17 protein-coding genes and 1 pseudogene are annotated in these 19,237 nt (G+C 48.5%); 11 read left to right on the plus strand and 7 right to left on the minus strand.

What is annotated here, in order from left to right; translation table 11 throughout:
* Nucleotides 1–60: 60 nt before the first annotated feature.
* From P6M73_RS00485 to P6M73_RS00505, 5 genes are all read right to left on the minus strand, one after another.
* On the minus strand, nt 61–1,458 hold the full coding sequence (locus P6M73_RS00485) for a uracil-xanthine permease family protein (protein ID WP_277854224.1): 1,398 nt from the start codon (nt 1,456–1,458) through the stop codon (nt 61–63).
* Nucleotides 1,459–2,184: 726 nt separating this feature from the next.
* Nucleotides 2,185–2,817, minus strand: a complete 633-nt coding sequence (locus P6M73_RS00490; RefSeq protein ID WP_277854225.1) for a hypothetical protein — start codon at nt 2,815–2,817, stop codon at nt 2,185–2,187.
* Nucleotides 2,801–3,655, minus strand: a complete 855-nt coding sequence (locus P6M73_RS00495) for an ATP-binding cassette domain-containing protein (RefSeq protein ID WP_277854226.1) — start codon at nt 3,653–3,655, stop codon at nt 2,801–2,803. The genes P6M73_RS00490 and P6M73_RS00495 overlap by 17 nt, the downstream gene beginning before the upstream one ends.
* 1 nt (nt 3,656) lies before the next feature.
* Complete coding sequence (locus P6M73_RS00500; protein ID WP_277854227.1) at nt 3,657–5,351, minus strand: hypothetical protein; 1,695 nt, start codon at nt 5,349–5,351, stop codon at nt 3,657–3,659.
* A gap of 477 nt (nt 5,352–5,828) precedes the next feature.
* Nucleotides 5,829–6,242, minus strand: coding sequence for a hypothetical protein (locus P6M73_RS00505; protein ID WP_277854228.1), 414 nt, complete (start codon nt 6,240–6,242; stop codon nt 5,829–5,831).
* 201 nt (nt 6,243–6,443) lie between these two features.
* Here P6M73_RS00505 and P6M73_RS00510 point away from each other — a divergent pair, with 201 nt between their 5' ends.
* The 3 genes and pseudogenes from P6M73_RS00510 (at nt 6,444) to P6M73_RS00525 (ending at nt 9,381) form a co-directional block, all read left to right on the plus strand.
* On the plus strand, nt 6,444–6,701 hold the full coding sequence (locus P6M73_RS00510) for an IS110 family transposase (RefSeq protein WP_277854229.1): 258 nt from the start codon (nt 6,444–6,446) through the stop codon (nt 6,699–6,701).
* 46 nt (nt 6,702–6,747) lie between these two features.
* A pseudogene (locus P6M73_RS16880) lies at nt 6,748–8,351 on the plus strand (IS1634 family transposase).
* Between the two features lie 16 nt (nt 8,352–8,367).
* Nucleotides 8,368–9,381, plus strand: a complete 1,014-nt coding sequence (locus P6M73_RS00525; protein ID WP_277854232.1) for an IS110 family RNA-guided transposase — start codon at nt 8,368–8,370, stop codon at nt 9,379–9,381.
* 462 nt (nt 9,382–9,843) lie between these two features.
* Here P6M73_RS00525 and P6M73_RS00530 read toward each other — a convergent pair whose 3' ends face one another.
* Nucleotides 9,844–10,179, minus strand: coding sequence for a hypothetical protein (locus tag P6M73_RS00530; RefSeq protein WP_277854233.1), 336 nt, complete (start codon nt 10,177–10,179; stop codon nt 9,844–9,846).
* A 162-nt stretch (nt 10,180–10,341) separates the two neighbouring features.
* Nucleotides 10,342–11,271: a GNAT family N-acetyltransferase gene (locus P6M73_RS00535; protein ID WP_277854234.1), complete on the minus strand. Its 930-nt coding sequence runs from the start codon at nt 11,269–11,271 to the stop codon at nt 10,342–10,344.
* 323 nt (nt 11,272–11,594) lie between these two features.
* Here P6M73_RS00535 and P6M73_RS00540 point away from each other — a divergent pair, with 323 nt between their 5' ends.
* From P6M73_RS00540 to P6M73_RS00575, 8 genes are all read left to right on the plus strand, one after another.
* Entirely contained in the window at nt 11,595–11,804 is a 210-nt protein-coding gene (locus P6M73_RS00540) for a hypothetical protein (protein ID WP_277854235.1), read from the plus strand.
* A gap of 615 nt (nt 11,805–12,419) precedes the next feature.
* Complete coding sequence (gene argC, locus P6M73_RS00545) at nt 12,420–13,457, plus strand: N-acetyl-gamma-glutamyl-phosphate reductase (protein WP_277854236.1); 1,038 nt, start codon at nt 12,420–12,422, stop codon at nt 13,455–13,457.
* Nucleotides 13,458–13,474: 17 nt separating this feature from the next.
* Entirely contained in the window at nt 13,475–14,692 is a 1,218-nt protein-coding gene (gene argJ / locus P6M73_RS00550; RefSeq protein ID WP_277854237.1) for a bifunctional ornithine acetyltransferase/N-acetylglutamate synthase, read from the plus strand.
* Between the two features lie 12 nt (nt 14,693–14,704).
* Nucleotides 14,705–15,469: an acetylglutamate kinase gene (gene argB / locus P6M73_RS00555; protein WP_277854238.1), complete on the plus strand. Its 765-nt coding sequence runs from the start codon at nt 14,705–14,707 to the stop codon at nt 15,467–15,469.
* On the plus strand, nt 15,470–16,633 hold the full coding sequence (argD, locus tag P6M73_RS00560) for an acetylornithine transaminase (RefSeq protein ID WP_277854239.1): 1,164 nt from the start codon (nt 15,470–15,472) through the stop codon (nt 16,631–16,633).
* Nucleotides 16,634–16,856: 223 nt separating this feature from the next.
* The gene (locus P6M73_RS00565; RefSeq protein ID WP_277854240.1) at nt 16,857–17,072 is read left to right on the plus strand and encodes a hypothetical protein; all 216 of its coding nucleotides are present in this window, start codon (nt 16,857–16,859) and stop codon (nt 17,070–17,072) included.
* 96 nt (nt 17,073–17,168) lie between these two features.
* Nucleotides 17,169–18,041, plus strand: coding sequence for an SH3 domain-containing protein (locus P6M73_RS00570; protein ID WP_277854241.1), 873 nt, complete (start codon nt 17,169–17,171; stop codon nt 18,039–18,041).
* The gene (locus P6M73_RS00575; protein ID WP_277854242.1) at nt 18,034–18,945 is read left to right on the plus strand and encodes a DUF429 domain-containing protein; all 912 of its coding nucleotides are present in this window, start codon (nt 18,034–18,036) and stop codon (nt 18,943–18,945) included. The genes P6M73_RS00570 and P6M73_RS00575 overlap by 8 nt, the downstream gene beginning before the upstream one ends.
* Nucleotides 18,946–19,237 lie beyond the last annotated feature (292 nt).

Here is a 19,237-nt window from a genome sequence, read left to right on the forward strand (position 1 = left end):
TATAAAACGAAAAGTGCACCCTGAGCGGGTGCACTTTTCATTTTCATCAGATTTCCGGCGTTAAACCGTTTCTTCTCTGGTCTCCATAGCCTCATCATCAATAGCAAAGGCCTCTGGAATGGGAACCAGATCTTCTTCCGGTTCGCGGTCTTCTGCTCCTGCCGGGAACAGGATATTCAGAGTAAAGGCGATCAGGAAACAGACCACGATGGGTGAACCGCCCATGATGTCACGGACCAGCTGGGGGAAGAACTGAAGGGATTTTGGCTGCATGTACAGTCCCATGCCGATGGCCAGCGCGATGCCGACAATCATTTTGTTGCGGTAGGTCATGGGCTGTTCGGTGATCAGCTGAATACCGGACATGGTAATGGCAGCAAAGACGGTAATGGTTGCTCCGCCAAGAACCGGGTAAGGAATGGTCGTCATGACGGCTCCGAATTTGGGAATAAAGCCGGCGATCAGGATGACGGCAGCCACGACGGTGAAGACTTTCTTGGCAACGACTTTCGTTGTCACAATCAGACCGACATTCTGGCTGTAGGGGTCGGTCGGCAGGCCGCCCATGATGGCACCGATGATGCCCATGAGACCCTGGCCCTTGATTCCTCCGCCCAGCTCAGAATCCTTCGCCTGGCGGCCGAAGCCGCCGATGGTGGTTGAGGAGACGTCTCCGATGGTCTGAACGGCCTGGACGATGTACATCAGGATCATCAGGACGATGGCCCCGGGATTGAACTCAAGACCCCATTTCATGATGGAGGGAACAGCAAACCAGGAAGCAGAACCGATCTTGCCAAAGTTAATGCCAAGAAGGAATACAGATACGACATAGCCGCTGAGAATACCGATCAGCATACCGGAGATCCGGATATAGCCTTTGCCCCGTAGGTTGCAGGTCAAAGTCACAATCAAGGTGATGACTGCAACCAGCCAGTATTTGGGGAGTCCGAAGTCTTCCGCCTGGACTGACCCGCCGGCAATATAGTTGATGGCGGTTCCGTAAAGTGACAGCCCAATGGCGAGAACGACGGTACCGCTGACGATGGGCGGGAAGAACTTACGGATTTTTCCAATAAACAAACCGATCAGGATCGATGCCAGTCCTCCAAAGATCTGGGCTCCGAAGATCGCTTCGATTCCCCAGGTCTTGCCAATGGTCAGAAGCACCGGAACATAAGCGAAGGCAACACCCATGACATTGGGCAGACCCATTCCGAATCCAAAGACCGGATACAGTTGAAGCAATGTGGTGAGGCCGCCGATGATCATGGCTGCCTGCGTCAGGAGGATTTTGTCCGCTTCCGGCAATCCGATGGCATTGGCAATAATGATGGGAGGAGTAATGTTTCCGATCAGCATGGCCAGCACATGCTGAAGTGCCTGGGGGAATGCCTGGCCCAGGGTTGGGTTCCCGTTGAGACGGAAGAGTTCATTGTTGAGAGATCGTTGACTCATGAAGACTACCTCACTTTTTCTGTCGGTTCTACATACCGTTATTTATCATAATAAGAACTTTAGAGCATACATTGTATAAAATCAATAAACTCAAACGATTTAATTTTCAAGTTTATAACTTTGAGGATTAAGGCGGGGATTTTTTGTAAACCTTTTGATCCACCATTTCAGAAACTGAATTAATTTGTGAAATTAATAATAAGTTTAAAATTATCATTTTGATAAAAACGTTCCATTTTACGATGGGTAATTAGAAAGAAGTAAAACTGTTTTTCTGGATGAATGATAATGAAAGTAATGTTTCGATACGAAAGCGGCACATAAAGTTCTTTAAATCTGTTTTATTATAAAAATGGTGCCGCCCTGTTATTTCCGTTATTATCGGTTCGACGCGGAATTCATCATCATAATTCATCCGGTTGACTCACTCTTCGAAAATTATAATAAATAAAGAATTAAAATGGATGGATAATATTTTAAGCAGTTCTTTTGGATCAAAGAAAACCCTCGAATTCTAGTGGTATCTGAAGGTGATCAGACAGGAACAGGAACTGCGAAATACACCGATCAGACCATACATGGTTTCTTTATAGAATAAAACACCACCTGATTCCTCAACGAATGGAGAAGTCAGGTGGTGTTGGATGGCATGCGAGACGTCGACTTCGCTCGAAGGCTGATTTTCAAGCAGGGTGCAGCGGTATTTCGATCCAGGAAGTTCGTCACTTACCAGCGTTTGGGAAGAAATCGATTTACGAGCGTCAGGGCGAGCAGATACATACTGAGGATGAGCAGCAGCAGCGGGTTCCATTCCAGGTATCCGCTGGGATACAGCATGACGGGACGGGTATAGAGAAGGAAAGGAACGTTGCCAATGATGTGAATCGAAAGGATCCCCATCACCAGGAAAATACCAGCGACAAGATCTTTGGTGTATTTGAGTCCGGTAATTCCGATGACGATAAATACGATTTGCTGCAACAGCGCTTGAAGAAACACCGGATACGAAACCAGAGACTGCCGCCGGGTAATCACAAGCAGTGCCGTCAGGGAACAGATCAGATAAAAGCCTGAAAAGAAAATCAGGACCTCCACCTTTGTTCGATGATGCTGGGGATGAAAGGTCTGGATCAGCTCTCCGGTCTGAGTATCATAAAACTTGTTTGCGACATAAAGAACGGACAGTGAAACGATCAGGGGTGCAATCAGCTGGTAGACCATAATAACATATCGTTTGGATTCGCGGGACGCCTGATTGGGCGACAGAGCAGCCATGATGGCGAACAGCAGGATGGGAAGAAGCCAAAGTCCCCGTAGCTCTTTGAACTCAAACCTTACCTGCTTAATCAACCGATTCATTCACGGCCTCATTCCGGACTGCGTCAAAATAGACATCCTGAATGGTGGGATGAATTCGACGCCACTCGTTCTTCAGTTCCTTCGGGCGGTTTTGGAACAGGACGCGTTGACTGGTTGATCCGCTGATGGGATCGGTATCCTGAGTGATGACCCAGTGGGGGGCTTCGATGGACATGCCCCGGGGGATGTGGAATAATCGAGGGACAATGGACTCTTTCAAGGCAAGAGCAGATCCGCTATGGGCGATTTGTCCGCGGTTCATCACTGCAATGACATCAGCGGTGTCCTCAATATCTTCCACGATATGAGTTGAGACAATAACAGGGGTGTTTTCTGAAATGGACTTGATCAATCCGGTAAAGGATACTCGCTCCAGGGGGTCAAGCCCCGCTGTGGGTTCATCGACAATAATTAGTTCCGGTTTCCCAATAAGTGCAAAGGCAATGCCCAGGCGACGCAGCATCCCTCCGGAAAGGGTTTTGATCAGTCGATCCTTTTCTTCTTCTAAATTCACCTGCTCCAGCAGATGGGACCAATTCAGATTTCGATGCTCATCCTTCATGATCGCCGCATACTGGACCCCTTCCTTCACGGTCAGATTCCCGAAAAAATTGAATTTCTGGGGCAGGTACCCGATTCTCAACGTTGAGATCGGCTGATCCTGAAAAGTAATAGTACCTTCATATTCCACCAGGGAGGTGATGCACTTCATTAAGGTAGTCTTTCCTGCACCATTTGGTCCCAGCAGCCCCAGCAAACCTTTCTCGAATTGAAAAGACAGATTCCGGACGGCTGCTTTATCTTTATATTTCTTAGTCAGTGAATCAATTTTTAGCATGTTAGCTTTCTCCTATGATCCGGTGAACGGTCTCAAGACTGATCATACCTTGGTGGATGCTGCTGATCAGTTCGCGAACGATGCGCTCTCGCTCAGACACCGATTTTTTGAAATAGGGCATTAATTCTTTTTCTGTTTCCATCACATATTCCTGATCCTCAATTGTTACATTCAATCCTCTAATCATATAAAACACCACATCCTGAACATCAATGGGCTGGCGCCTGAGCGCGAAACTTCCATTAATCAAGCTGTATAGGATCATTTCTTCGCTCTGATCTTTGACAAGTGCGGAAACCTTGACGGTTCCAAAGTCTTCGAATCCGATTAGATGATTGTAAGAAGTGCTGAGCCATAAACCGTGTAGAAATTTATAGTCTGTTCCAGACTGAGACAAACCATATTTAGCTGCCACCGCCTGAAATTTTTCATTTGATTGTTGAACCTGAGAGGTCAGTAAGTCGATCTCAGTGGGAGTAATCGAGGCGACATAGGCAGTAGTGGCATCGAGCTGATGAAGATTGCCATAATAGAGACTGACCCCCATATTTGATTTCCCTCGGAATACGCCATCGGAAGAACGATCCAGGCTGGAAATAATCTCTTTCCCGGATTTGGTCTGCAGTGTCAGCTCATAATCGATGGGATTCGTATTATAGGCCGCGCTGAAATTGATCGAATAGCCATCATAAATAAAAGCAGCTGGCTGAATTCTGGCCAGGGGAAGCCAGTTGAAGAATGCCGGAAACGCAGCGGCCTTGTAATTTCCCGGGAAATAAGGAGAATTAAGCCCATCATATTTCAGGGTAATTTTTTTAACCTCCCTCTCTTTCAGAGAAAGCGGAATGCTGAACACCTCTCCATCCTGGTGAAATGGAATCGACATAGAATCGGCCAGGACTTCGCGAATGCGGAAGCCGTGATACAGCGAACCATTGATCGCAGTGGTGTCGGATACAGCAGTCAATGTCATATCCACTACAAAGGCGGCCTGACGGGATAACTCGACGTTTATATTCATATGATTGATTTCGTAGGTAATGGGGTAGAGCTCAGGGTTTGGCAGCGGAGCCATACTGTAATACTTGAAATTATAATTGTTCTCTGCCAACGGATCCCCGTTTGAACCCATGGGGCGTCTCAGCCAGGCCGGCTGGGACCATTGCCATGCGGAAAAGATCACGGAAGCCAGAAGGAGCAGAGTGACTGGCAGAAATTTCTTGCTTTTGATTCTTGCAGTAATGATAAGCGTGAGCAACAGGAGCAGTGATAACAGAATCGTTAAGAATTTAAAGAGCCGAGTAACTTCGGTATCGAACCCATACAGGGGATTTTGAGCAATGTTTACACTGTAGGGTCCCAGATTGAGCCATGAGAACAAGCTGACATAGGGTAATACAATCTTGCTCACCGGAGAAACCGTAAAGGACAGGAACAGGAGAGCAAGATATTTGATCCGGTGTTGAATTAAATAACCAATCAGGTATCCGATCACAGCACAGGTAATATTGTTGATGAAGATATAGATCAGATGCAGGCTGAATATTTCGTTGAAGAGCCAGGGCGGGATATGCCCGGAAAGCCTCATCACAAGACTGATTCCGGTTAAAAGAAAAAAATGAATGAGATTGACCAGGACAATCGTGAGAAAGGAAGCGAAAATATAGCGATACATCCGGGTGCCCAGACTTGCCATTGCATCACGATAATCCTCACTGGTCATGCGGAAGGCAAAATTTGCGCCATACACCATGTTTAACAGGAAACTGACCTGAAGAAACAATGTGATTCCATGAGCCGAAAGCGGCTCTGTGTACATAATATAAGTATAAAACAGCAATTCAAGCCCTAGAAATACGTAGATCCACCTTGTCCGGTTTAACTCTTTTAAAGGCTCAATCACTTTTTATGTGGGATTATGATTTTCCCTGTTTACACGGAGAGGTCGACGTGGTAGCCTGACTGGCCGACTAGCCCAGCATTTATGCAGCATAGCGGCAAGGCTGGCGGAACCACGCCGACAGAGGCTCCATGTCAACTTGGGAAAATCCCACAGTTTTTGTGATTGACCCCTTTTAAATGAATAAATGTCATAAGAATCTCCATAGTAAATGAAATATATCGACGAATCAGAATTTTGCCTGATTCGTCGATTTAAGTTTATTTTAATATGCTAATCAGGGTCACTCATGGATCCCCATCCATATGCTCCTCCCAATGGACCGGCAGGATTTAGAACAAAATAATGACCTGCTGAAGTACTAATAGGACCAATATTGAAATCGAAGGATTTGCCGATGTACATTCTTCGCTCGAAAATAACCGGTTTTAACAGAGAATCTTCCCGCAACTCGTAATAAAGATCGTTATCGCTCGTTCCGTAATTTTGACCGCTGATTCGTAAATCACCCTTATCGGCATGCTGAATTGAGCCGGAAGTTTTTCCCCAGCTGTCAGGGTAAATTGTCAGTGTCAATCGATCTCCGACTGAAGCTAGTACTGGAACAGACAGGCTGAATGCGACAATAGTTGCTAGAATAATGTTGTAGTAGTTAATAGGTTTTTCGTAACTGTAATTAACTGCCATAATATAAGCATGCAGAGTGAGTGTCGCCGGCTCCCACCTTGAGGTTCTTCCTCGTTTATGAGAGTGGCGCCTCACCTCTTGCGGCAGTTCACGAATGAGCTGGATGTTGAGACTTTTGGGTCTTCTCCGTCTGTCCAAGGAGGTTGTGAGCCGCCGGAGCGTGAGGGTTCACCCTGTAAATCTTGATCTTAGAGGTGATCTATGTTCTATCTGGGCATTGACATCGGCAAGAACAACCATGAAGCAGGTTTCATCAGGGAGGATGGCAGCCATGTGGGCAAGTCTCTGCGCTTCACAAACACCCAGGAGGGCTTCGAGAAGCTCACCCAGTTAATTCAGGATCGCCTCCCACAGGATGAAACCTTCTGCATCGGGATGGAACCTACGTTCCCGAACTCTGTAACGATGAAAAATCCTAGAAGTGTTGAAAATCAATGGTTTTTGGCACTTTTTTCTTGACCTTTTCATCGTTACACATTATAATTAGAACGAGGCGGTGAAACTTATGGGCATCATTTATAGCAAAAATCAGAAGACTGGAATCACCTACGCGTATGATAACAAGCCATATTGGGATCCAGAGAAAAAACAGTCCCGAGCTACCCGCAAATTGATTGGTAAAGTAGACCCCGTGACCGGTGAGATCGTTCAGACTCGCCCTTATCGCAAGCGGGCAGCTGAGCCTTCTGAAAAACCCAAGCAGGGCCCTATTCCTGTTTTGAACACCGAACGAAAGTTCATGGGGGCTTCCTACTTGCTGGATCAAATTGGCAAGGAGACTGGTGTGGAAGAAGACTTGAAGCTTTGCTTTCCCAACGAATACAAACAGATCCTCTCTTTGGCCTACTATCTGATCATGGAGGAGAATAATTCCCTGTCCCGGTTCAGTCATTGGCACAGACTGCATCGCCATCCCTTCGGTAAAGATATTGCCTCACAGCGCTCCAGTGAGCTGTTTCAGAGCATCACAGAAGATCAGCGGATGAACTTCTTCAAGAAACAAGGCAAGCGTCGAATCGAGAAGGAATATTGGGCATTTGATACAACCTCCATCTCCAGTTACTCAGACACCCTGGCGCAGGTTAAGATGGGCAAGAACAAGGAAGGCGACCGACTGCCTCAGTTCAACCTGGCTCTGCTGTTTGGCGAGGAATCCGGATTACCATTCTATTACCGCAAACTCCCCGGTAACATCACGGATGTGAAAACCATCAAGCGACTGATGCAGGAGTTTGATGTGATGGGGTATCAGAAAGTCAACATGGTCCTGGATCGGGGTTCTACAGCAAAGAGAACATCAACTGGGTCTATCAGAGCCATCAGAAGTTTCTGATCGGCCTGCGCTTGAATCTGAACTACGTGAAAGAGGTCCTGGAACAAGAACGGGACAATCTGCAGCTTTGGAGCAACCTGGATCCTCAATTTGGCACGTATGGGATCTGCCGTTCCATCGAATGGGAGTATACGCAGGATCGTCCCCGTAAGGGCGACGTATTGACCGAAAAACGCCGGGCATACCTGCACCTGTTCTATAACGATGAGAAAGCCGCAAAGGACCGAGTGGACCAGAATGAACTATACACGCAGCTCTACTATGAACTGACCCATAACGAACGCAAAGACTATCACGCCAAAGATTATGCCAAATACTTTGATGTCGTCGAAACACCAAAGCGTGGAGTCAAGGTAACGGCAAAGGAAGACGTCATGAAGGCTGAAATCCGCAACTATGGCTATTTTGCGATGCCGTCCAACGATGTTCGCGATCCCTTCGAAGCGCTCTGTCTGTACCGCAGCAAAGACATTGTGGAGAAAGGATTCGGCAATTTGAAAGATCGTCTAAACTTCAGACGAATGCAGGTTTCTTCCGAACTTGCCCTTGATGGCAAGCTATTTGTAGGGTTTATCGCATTAATCTACTTGTCCTACTTGAAAAAGAAGATGCAGGAAGCGAAGCTATTCGATCGATGGACGCTCCAGGGAGTACTGGATGAAGTGGACCTCATTGAAGTGTTTCAGGCACCTGAGGTCGGAAAAGTCATTGGTGAAGTGACAAAAAAACAGAAGGAGCTATTCCTGTCGTTGGGAATAACTCCACCATCGTTATAGATTCCGGGAACGTAGGATGGAAGCCACCGGCCATTACTGGCTGGCGCTTTACTCATTTCTGCATGAACAAGGCTATATTCTGCACGTGATCAATCCGATCCAATCCGACAGTCTTCGAAACTTCCACATCCGTCAACAGAAGACTGACGCGGTGGACTGCTTCTTGGTGGCCGAAGTCATCCGCTTTGGCAAGTTCACTGAAACTCACCTTGCGGATGAGGATATCCTGGTCCTTCGCAATTTCGCTCGTTTTCGTGAATCTCTGAAAGACTCCTGCGCAAACTATAAACGCCAAGTTATCACAGTCCTGGATCAGGTATTCCCGGAATATGACAAGCTCTTCTCGAATCTGTTTGGCCAAAGCTCCAAGGCCTTTCTAAAGACTTATGGAACTCCTGAACAGGCGATGGAGGTTGACACCGATTCTTTGGCTGATTTGCTTAATAAGGCCAGCAGAGGTCGTCACAGCGCCGATAAAGCGGAGCAGCTCAAAGAGGCTGCATCCCGGTCAGTTGGCGTTACCATCTGCTCGGATGCCTTTGCCTTTCAGCTGAAGATCCTGATTGAGCAGATTGAGTTCACAGAAGGCCAGCTTCATGAAATCGAAAATAAGATTGACACGCAGTTAAAGAAAATCAACTCCGTCATTCAGACGATCCCTGGTGTCGGGGCTGCTACTGGGGCTATGATCCTGGCGGAAATTGGAGACATCAATCGCTTCTCTACCCCAAAGAAGCTTGTCGCATTTGCAGGAATGGATCCCACCATGATGCAGTCCGGCAACTTCACCGGACTGCACAACCGACTCTCGAAGAAGGGCTCACCCTATCTTCGGCGGGCAGTGTGGATGGCTGCTGTATCCGCTTCCAGGCATGATCCGGTCTTCAAGGCCTTCTATGAGAAGAAACGATCCGAAGGGAAGTCCCATGGGACTGCCATCGGTGCTGTATCACGGAAACTACTGTACACCATCCACGCTGTACTGAAGGCTAATAAGCCGTATGAGGTTCATCTGGATACCATCTCATAAGTTAGCCATCATAACTCTCCGATAGCCCACATCCCTGTGGGTCTTGTTGGCGTGCACTTATTTTCCAGATAAATCTTTTTGGGGAATTTCTTTTCAAAATCACTACCTCATTCAATTTTCTTGACGATCCCTATTGACATTAAATAGCTGGTCTCATAATTATATTTGCAGCTGCTAGTTACAGATTACACCTTGATAATATTAAGTCAATGTACATCTAGTTACTAATAAGTAAACCAACAATTGGTTAAGATATAATTGTTTAAAATCTAAAATTTAATCTTGATACGCACCAGCATGTTTTCGGATTGAGCAATCAGACCGCCGCTGTTAGTATCAAAAAATATTTTTCCGGCCTCTCTGCGCATACCGCATCACCCCAAAAAGAATAGCTGAACTCGTGGCATGTGAACCACATGAATTCAGCTATCCTGTCTGAGTATTATTGCTTAGGTGTTTTGGCTATTTGCCAGCTTCGACTTTCACCGTCTCCACGAAGTCTTTGCTCTTAAAGTCAGCAAAAACAAAGGAAAAGTCCTTGTACTTAAATTTGAGGTATGAGTTAAAGAGGAACGAGCTTGTTTTCAGATCACTGACCTCTCTCAGCGGGATCGTCAGAATCAAGTCACCGACACGTGATTTAAAATCCGCATCGTGTACAGTCAGATTGTTGCCCTTTACACTCAGAACACAAAGTCCATGGGATCCATCGGGAAGGTATTTTGCGTCTGCGAACACTGTTGCCCTTCGCTCATCAAATAGTTCACTGTGCTTTTCCAGCCACTCTTCTCGTTTCATTCGGTCACCTCTTCATCCGTATGATGTTGGATCAGTGCCCCCAGGGGAAAGCAGTTTCCTCAAATCCGGAGACAAGGATCGTTTGATTCAATGTCAGTTAAGAACCTGTTCAATAATATATTCTTCACGGAGTTAATTCTTGTTTTGACACACAAAGCAGCTTCACAGCCGGTAATAGTCCATTGTGGAAGTTGATTCAAAGCCGCAGGACTGATACAGAGAAAGCGCACGATCGTTATCGGCATCCACCTGCAGCATGACTGCCGGCGCACCCAGGGATCGCATCCGGGACACCGCCAGACTCAGGATCGCCCGGCCATATCCGAGGCTGCGATACTCAGGCAGCACCCCAAGACCGTAGATCCCCCAAAAGTCACTCCCCCTCTGAATGTGGACTTTTCCCACCGGAATTTGATCCAGTTCAGCAATGTAGATGGTCATTCCGCGCAGTTCTTCTTCCTCAGGAATCAGGACGATGTCTCCATGATCCGTCACATCGCTGTCCGAGTCGATCGGGTCAGACCCAAAGTCAAAATAGATTTTGTTCTGCCGTTGAATTTCCGGGATATCGAAGCGGTCTGCCTGTCTCAAACGGATGGGTGTTTGAAAAGCAGAATCCGGAAAGTCCAGCCGCAGAAACATCTCATGCTCACAGTGATCAAGAACTGCTCCCGTGGTTGCCAGGAACGCTCTTCCGCCCGGCGAATGCCGATCACACAGCAGCAGGACTCCTCCGGGTTTCTGGCAGGCTGATTCGGAACACATCAAGCGGTAGAGCGTCTTGAATATACCCTTGCGGCGCCACGCCGGATGAACCATGCCCGTGACCTCCCAGTCCTGTCCTCCAAAAGTTGAAATCCCTAGGTATCCGATGATTTCATCGCCAATCTCATACATCAGCTCACGGATCGGACCCATGCCAATCGGATCTGACTTCATCTGTGCATCCGCCAGCTTATACTCCAGTTCGAGCTTCAGCGTGATGGGTTCAAAGTCTGTACAGACTCGCTCCAGTTCCTGGATTCGCCGGAAATCCGTCTCATCAATGAGGCTCTTGAGGATTATCCTGGGTGTTGCTTTTGTTTGATTCACTGTCGATCACCACCTGGTTTGATTTGAATTCGTGAAGAAACCTTTTAAACTGGCATCACTCCACAAAAGGATTACGCTGGTTTGATCATAACACGGAAAAAACCTCGCAACAATAGATCTTTGACGGATGAACCATACCCATTTCAGCCTCATGGTGGTTACTTATACAGATTCACAGCATGACGAATAGGATCCATCATTTTGTAAACATTATGGATCCTATTCTCAAGATAACCTCTATCTATGATAAGCTGTTCTTAATGGAAAGCATTAACACAAAGCTCTGCATTGTTCTCAGGACATAGAAAGAGGGGATCTGAAAAATGACAGAAGAAGAGGCGTATAAGAAGAAACAAAAAACAAGAAGAATTGCCAATGAAACTTTCAATTTTTTACTTGGCGGATTCTTCCTATTCCGAGGGCTGTATTTCATTTTGTCTGAATCCCGCTTTGTGGGCCGAGGTGTTTTGCTTTTGATATTCGCGGCGATTCTCATGGTTCTTCATCGTCCCAGTGGCTGGTTGAAAGAGTAATAGCAAGCAATCTAATTTGAAACTATTTTTGGCACGGTGCAATATAACAATGAAACCTACATAAATTGTCAAATTTCGTACTGCCATCATAACTCGTTCATTGAACCAGAGCGGCCAACAGAAAGTAATTCCCAAAGTGAAAAAAGCTGAAGTCTTGTCGTACATACGATCAAGGCTTCAGCTTTTTTGATGTTTGCTTGACGCAGAAGAGGGGTCAAGAAATCGCAATGGATCCAGCCCCTTGGATCAGGGCTTAAGGCTCAGCTTTCTTTAGACTAAAGTTAGGGTCTGGTCTGTGAATGTTGGAATGCATAATTATGCAATTAATAAACATAATCATCCAGGACGATGAGTTTTTTAGAAGTATCACTATAAAGCATTAAATCCCAATGGTTAGATGGAATAAATCGGTACACGGAGTAATTTGACCAAGTTTGTTGAAAAATATGAGCTTTGATCAAGTAAACGATTGATTTTACTGAATTATCAAGGATTCCGTAAGTGCCCCAAATAAAAAACGGCGATTGAAATTTTTTATAAAAATACAATTGACTTTATAAATATACAACCTATAATTGCAACTAAGTAATTTTTTATTTGACAGGAGTGAAGACAATGAATGTATCCCTGGTAGGGGCAACGGGCTACGGCGGCGTGGAACTGATCCGCCTGTTGCACCAGCATCCCGTATTTAAACTCAATGCCATTTATTCGCATTCAAAGGGCGGGGAAAGCATTCGAAGTTATTTTCCTCATCTGCTTGGGCTGTGTGAACTGATCATGGATGATATCGATCCGGCCGCGGTCAAAGCGAAATCCGATCTGGTCTTTCTGGCTGTTCCGGCCGGCATTTCTCGAGACTGGTCAAAAAAACTGAGAGAAGCGGGTTTGAAAGTTGTGGATCTGTCGGGGGATTTTCGACTGGAAGATCCGGATGAATATGAAACGTGGTACAAGAAGGACGCTATAGCCCCGGAAGAACTGGAGGGCGTGGTCTTCGGCCTGGCCGATGTGGCGGCTGAAGCCATCAAAACGGCGGAATTCATTTCCAATCCCGGCTGTTATCCGACCGCATCGCTGCTGGGCCTATATCCCCTGGCCATCAACGGTCTCATCCTTCCCGGCAGCATCATCATCGATGCCAAGTCCGGTGTTTCCGGTGCAGGGCGGGGTGCTTCCGTTGGCTCGCTGTTCTGTGAGGTGGCGGACAATCTGAAAATATATAAAGTCAGTCAGCACCAGCATACCCCGGAGATCGAACAGCAGCTCAACAAGTGGGATCCCGCCATCGGCCTGATCACATTTGAGACCCATCTGATCCCCATGAACCGGGGGATCATGGTCACCGAATATGTCGAACTGGTGTCTCCCATGACAGCCCGGGAGCTCCATGATCTTTACAGCGAAACCTATCAGAATGCTCCCTTTGTCCGGGTCCGCCCGCTGGGCGAGTTCCCATCCACCAAGGAGGTTCAGGGTTCGAATTACTGCGACATCGGCGTAACAGTCAATCCGCGGACCGGAAAAGCGCTCATCGTGGCGGTATTGGACAATCTGGTCAAGGGCGCAGCCGGACAGGCGATCCAAAATGCCAATATCTGGACAGGACAGGATCCGGCCACCGGGCTGGAACTTGTGCCCATGTACCCATAAGATAGGAGGAATGCATCATGTATTTTAGTATCAGCAAATTAGATAATGGATCCATCACCAGCCCCAAGGGTTTTCTGGCCGGAGGAGTCCACGCGGGACTGCGCTATGCAAAAAAAGATCTCGGGATGATCTACTCCCAGGTGCCGGCCACAGCCGTGGCCGTCCACACGTTAAATCAGTTCATCGCCGCACCCAATCAGGTCACCAAGCAGAGCATCGCCGTCGAGCAGAAGATCCAGGCTGTGGTCACCAACAGTGCCTGCGCCAATGCCTGCACCGGAAGCCGCGGCATGGAAGATGCCCTGACCATGCGCAGGCTGGCCGCTGAGAAGTTCGGCATCCCGGAACACTACGTTGCCGTGGCCTCCACGGGCGTCATCGGGGAGTTTCTTGACATGGAAAAGATCAGACAAGGCATTGCCGCCGTCGTGGTGGAAGCGACTCAGGAAGGGGCCAAAGGGTATGAGAAGGCCATCATGACCACTGATCTCATTGAGAAGTACACCGGTTATGAAGCCGAGATCGACGGTGTCAAAGTGACGATGGGAGGGTGCTGCAAAGGTTCGGGCATGATCCATCCCAATATGGCAACGATGCTGGGATACATCACGACCGATGCGCTGGTTGACTCGGACGCCCTGAAAAAAGTTTTTTCACTTATCACGGATCTTTCCTTCAATCAGATCACAGTGGACGGCGAGACCTCCACCAATGATATGGTGCTGCTGCTGGCCAATGGCATGGCGGGCAATGAGATCCTCAGCGAAGACCATCCGCAGTGGCCTGTTTTTGCCAGTATGCTGACTCAGACGGCACAGGATCTGGCAAAAGCCATAGCAAGAGATGGAGAAGGCGCCACGAAGCTCATCGAGGTCCATGTCAAAGGAGCCGCAACGGATCAGGCAGCCAGGATCCTCAGCAAACAGATCGTGGGATCCAGTCTGGTCAAGACCGCAGTGTACGGCAATGATGCCAACTGGGGACGGATCGTATCCGCCGCCGGCCATGCCAATGTGCCCCTGGACACCACCAAAGTGGATGTCATGATCGGCGATACCGTGATGCTTAAGAACAGTGAAGTCGTCCCTTTTGATGAAGAAATCGCCAAGGCATATCTCCAGGGCGAAGTGGTCCGCATCGAGGTTGATTTCCATATGGGAGACGGCAGCGCCACAGCCTGGGGCTGCGACCTGACTTACAAATATGTTGAGATCAATGCCAGCTACCGTTCATAGGAGGAACAGCAAATGAAGAAAACAATCGTGCTGAAATGCGGCGGGAGTATCACCGATGAACTGGAGGCAGGTTTTTTTGACAGCATAAAAGACCTGATGAGATCGGGCTACCACATCCTCATCATTCACGGCGGCGGACCCGACATCACCCGCTATCTCAAGGACAAAGGCATTGAGACGAAATTCGTTGACGGTCTGCGCTACACCGATGAAGCGGTCCTCTCTGCTGTTGAGGTCATGCTGTCGGGTAAAACCAACCGGCACATCGTCCAGAAGCTCAAGTCTCAGGGAATTCCGGCCATCGGAATGCAGGGACCGGACCATTTTTTCCAGGCCGACCTGCTGGACTATGATAAGTACGGACTGGTGGGCATCATGACCGGAGTGGAAACCAAGGTTGTGGAAGCACTGCTGCAGTTGGGGCTGATCCCGGTGGTAACACCACTGGCTCAGGGACCCAACGGAGAGCACCTCAACATCAACGCGGACATTGCCGCCGCTCATGCAGCCATCGGCTTACAGGCAGAGGAACTGATCTTTGTCACCAATGTGCCAGGGGTCATGAAAAACGGCGATCTCCTGGATTCTGTCACGAAAGAAGAGATTGACCAGATGCTGGCAGACGGGACAATTTACGGGGGGATGATCCCCAAAGTCAAGGGAGCACTCAATGCACTGAAGTCAGGCATCGAATCAGTCCGGATTGGTTCCGGCCTGGCACCCATCTGGAAAAACGGCAGCTTCTCCGGAACTGCCATCACAGCGGAGGATTTGTAAATGAGCAATTTATTCCCGACTTACAGCAGATACGATATCAAGCCGGTAGAGGGCAAAGGATCCTACATCACGGATGACAAGGGGGATAAGTACCTGGATTATGTTGCCGGGATCGCGGTTTTGAACCTGGGACATTGTCCCGCCAATGTCGAAGCAGCCGTCATCGATCAGGTGAAAACGCTCTGGCATATGTCCAATCTGTTCCCCAGCGACGTTCAGGATTCCGTCGCCAGTCAGCTCACTGGTGCAGCTCATTTTACCCGAGTATTTTTCTGCAACAGCGGCGCTGAGGCCAATGAAGCAGCCATCAAGCTGGCACGAAAATTCACCGGCCGGAGCAAATTCATTACGTTCCAGGACAGCTTCCATGGCCGGACCTTTGCCACCATGTCCGCCACCGGGCAGGATAAAATCAAGAAAGGCTTCGGTGAGATGCTGGGGACATTTCTCCACATCCCCTACAATCAGCCGGAGATTCTCAAGGACTACATTGACGAGGATACCGCCGGTGTCATCGTGGAGACCGTTCAGGGCGAAGGCGGAATCATCCCTGCCAGTGAGGAATTCCTCAAGGAGATCGAGAACCTTTGTCGCCAGACCGGCGCGGCCTTCATTGTGGATGATGTGCAGGCCGGAATCGGCCGCACCGGAAAAGCCTTCAGTTTTCAGCATTATGATATCAAGCCGGATCTCCTGACCCTGGCCAAAGGCCTGGGCAACGGTCTGCCCGTGGGAGCCCTGCTGGGCGATGAGCGTTTCATCGATGCGTTCGGCTCGGGAAGCCACGGAAGCACCTTCGGCGGCAACTACATCGCCATGGCTGCGGCCAATGAAGTTCTCCATACGATCTTCCAGGAGGATTTCCTGCGGGAGGTCACCGAAAAAGGCGAGTACTTCAGAGCCAGACTCAAAGAAGCACTGAAAGACAGCGAGCAAGTCGTTGACATCCGCGGCAAGGGACTTCTCATCGGAATTGAGATCAACATCCCCATCGCTGATATGGTCAAAAAAGTCCATGCGCAAAAACTCCTGGTCCTCTCCGCCGGAACCAATGTTCTGCGGATCCTTCCGCCCCTCAATACCACCTATGAGGAACTGGATGAGGCAGTTGAGAAGATCCGAACGGCGTTCGCCAGTGATACTGCTTCAATATCAGCCGAATAAGAAATACCGCTCAGAAAGTTCCACCGGAAAATTCTGAGCGGTATTTCATTTGCCGTTGACTGCGCTGCAAGTCGTCTGCTCCAGGAATAAATCATGCTGACATTTTGCTATAATTGAGGCGTAAGCAAAGTAAATTGACGGCTCTTAGAAATCTGTCCATCTCTCAATGCAGCCAAGAGATCAAACGTTTCAATGGATAAAATAAAAAGAAGGGAGCGATCCGATGAACTATAAGATTCTATTTAAGGAAAAGCCTGACAAAGACATCCTCCTGGAGATCCGCAGGAGACACAGCAATGATATTGAAGGGATCGATGAGCTCTATGAACAGCTGATCACTAATCGTACCTGTGACAGTGAAATAGCAAGCAGGATCTACTATGTCGCGTACACCATGGCTTTGGAAAACATTGAACTGATCCTCGTCAGGATGAATTGAGCTCTGCCCTGGTAAATGTTGCAACACTCTACTTGCCGTAATACGTTGCCCATCACTCACACCACTGATTTGAAATCAGGAAAGGAAGGATCTGTCATGAGAAGAAAAATGTCGTCACATACGGCCAGAAGATTGGCCGCACTTACTCTTTTGACCGGGCTGTTTTTCACTTCCGTCCTTGTAAGTGCTTTGCCTGCCGAGGCTGCCATGGCTCTCACCAATGCCAGAGTTAATTTCCGCACGGGACCTTCCACCACTTATTCCGTCATCCGCAAACTTCCTGGGACGACTCCCGTGGATGTCATCAGCCATGGCACCAAATGGTCCAAGATCAATGATTCCGGAGAAATCGGCTATATCTCCACTGCTTACATCAAGTTTACCTCCACCGGCCGGATCACCGGTCGGGTCAACCTGCGCTCCTCGGGCAGTCTCTCCGGTACCATCATCACCAAGATCCCCAGAGGGGAAACTGTCCGCGTTTTGGCCGGTCCGGTGAAGGGGTGGTACAAAGTCACCTGGGGAACCAAAACCGGATACATCTATAAAAATTACGTTGCAGTGGATGAGACCGCCGCGTTGAAAGCGGAACTGGACAAACCCTCCATCGGTCTGGTTTTTGCCTTCAATCTGGGTAAGTTTTCGGCCTTTAACCCAACTGTTTCCTGGAATATCGCGACGGATCCCTATCCCTCCAAACTCCTGGTGGTAACGAAAGTCAAAGGCTCCACAGTGGAAGTTGCCAAAGCCAAACTGACCGGCGATGACCGCATCGTGATCCCCGGAGAAGTCATTCGCGACTGGAAAACCACTTCGAATTACGAGGTCATCAAGATCACTTACAACGATCCGGAAACCATCCCCTTCCATTTTATCACTGTCACGGAACCAGGCGGCAAAAAGACCACCCAGAGTCTGCGTACGAGCATGAAAGCGGTACTGGACTGGGCATCCTTCACTTATGATTAACACAATCTACGGAGATCCGAATCAAGGTACTCCTGAAACAGGTGTGCCTTGCTCCAGCAACCCCCACGAGCCGGTAAAACAACGATCCCCGAAAAAAAGCACTCAACTGCAGTTCAGTGCTAGGAATGAATCCGGACCCGGCAGTCAGTCCGGCACTCCGGGGAGTCAGGTACAGCAGTTCCTTGCAGCCGGGATCGACGGCTGCAAGGGCAAATGGCTCGGAATCGAGTTATCCGAACAGACCTATCACATTCACCTCTTTGATCACATCAGTGAAATCTGCGCCTTTTTCAGGGAGACAGACCGCATTCTGCTTGATATGCCGATCGGACTGGCGGAAAGTCCAGCGGACAGACGGCCTGAGCCCGAGCTTCGGCGATACCTCAAAGGCAAGGCATCCTCCGTCTTCAACGCACCTTGCCGCCAGGCACTGAATGAGTCGGATCATTCGACAGCCAGCGCAGTGAATCGAAAATACCTGGGGAAAGGGCTATCACGCCAAACCTTCAACATCATGCCGAAGATCCAGGAGGTGGACCGGTTTTTGGAGATGAACCCTGAATGGAAAGATCGTCTTTGGGAGAGCCATCCCGAGTACTGTTTTTCCCTTCTGAATAAAGGGATGCCGATAGCTGAAAACAAGCAGACCTCTGCGGGGGCCCTCGTCCGGTTGGAACTGCTGACAGTTGTTGAGCCCCGGTCGCCCAGGATCCTGACAACCTTTCAGGAGCTCTATCTTAAATTAGCCAGGAAGACCGATGATCTGCTGGATGCTCTTGTGCTGGCAGTCATTGGTCGGATCGGTCTCGAAGGGCAGACAACATCGCTGCCTGAGCCAGCGCCGCGTGACCCTCAGGGGATCCCCATGCGGATCATGGGAGCAACGGTTTCGTTGATTAAATAACTCCCGTCCAGAGTACGATGAATATCCAGGCTCATGTAACAGAAGAAAAAAGAGGAAGGGGCACTCAAACTCGCTACTTTTTTGGGGTCATTGACATAATGATAGACATAAGACTCAAAAAAAATCTGAAACCATATCGTGCATTCGATAAAGGTTTCAGATTTTTAAGGTATTTGATTGGCGGAGATTGAGGGTAGCAATTTGGCTATTTTACACGGCTGTACGCACTTCGAAAAATGGCTTGTTTACTCGCTTTCTCGAAAAATTGATTCCACATAATTACATACGTCTA

This window comes from Anaerococcoides asporogena, assembly GCF_029590275.1.
GTDB lineage: Bacteria > Bacillota > Clostridia > Clostridiales > Clostridiaceae > JG1575.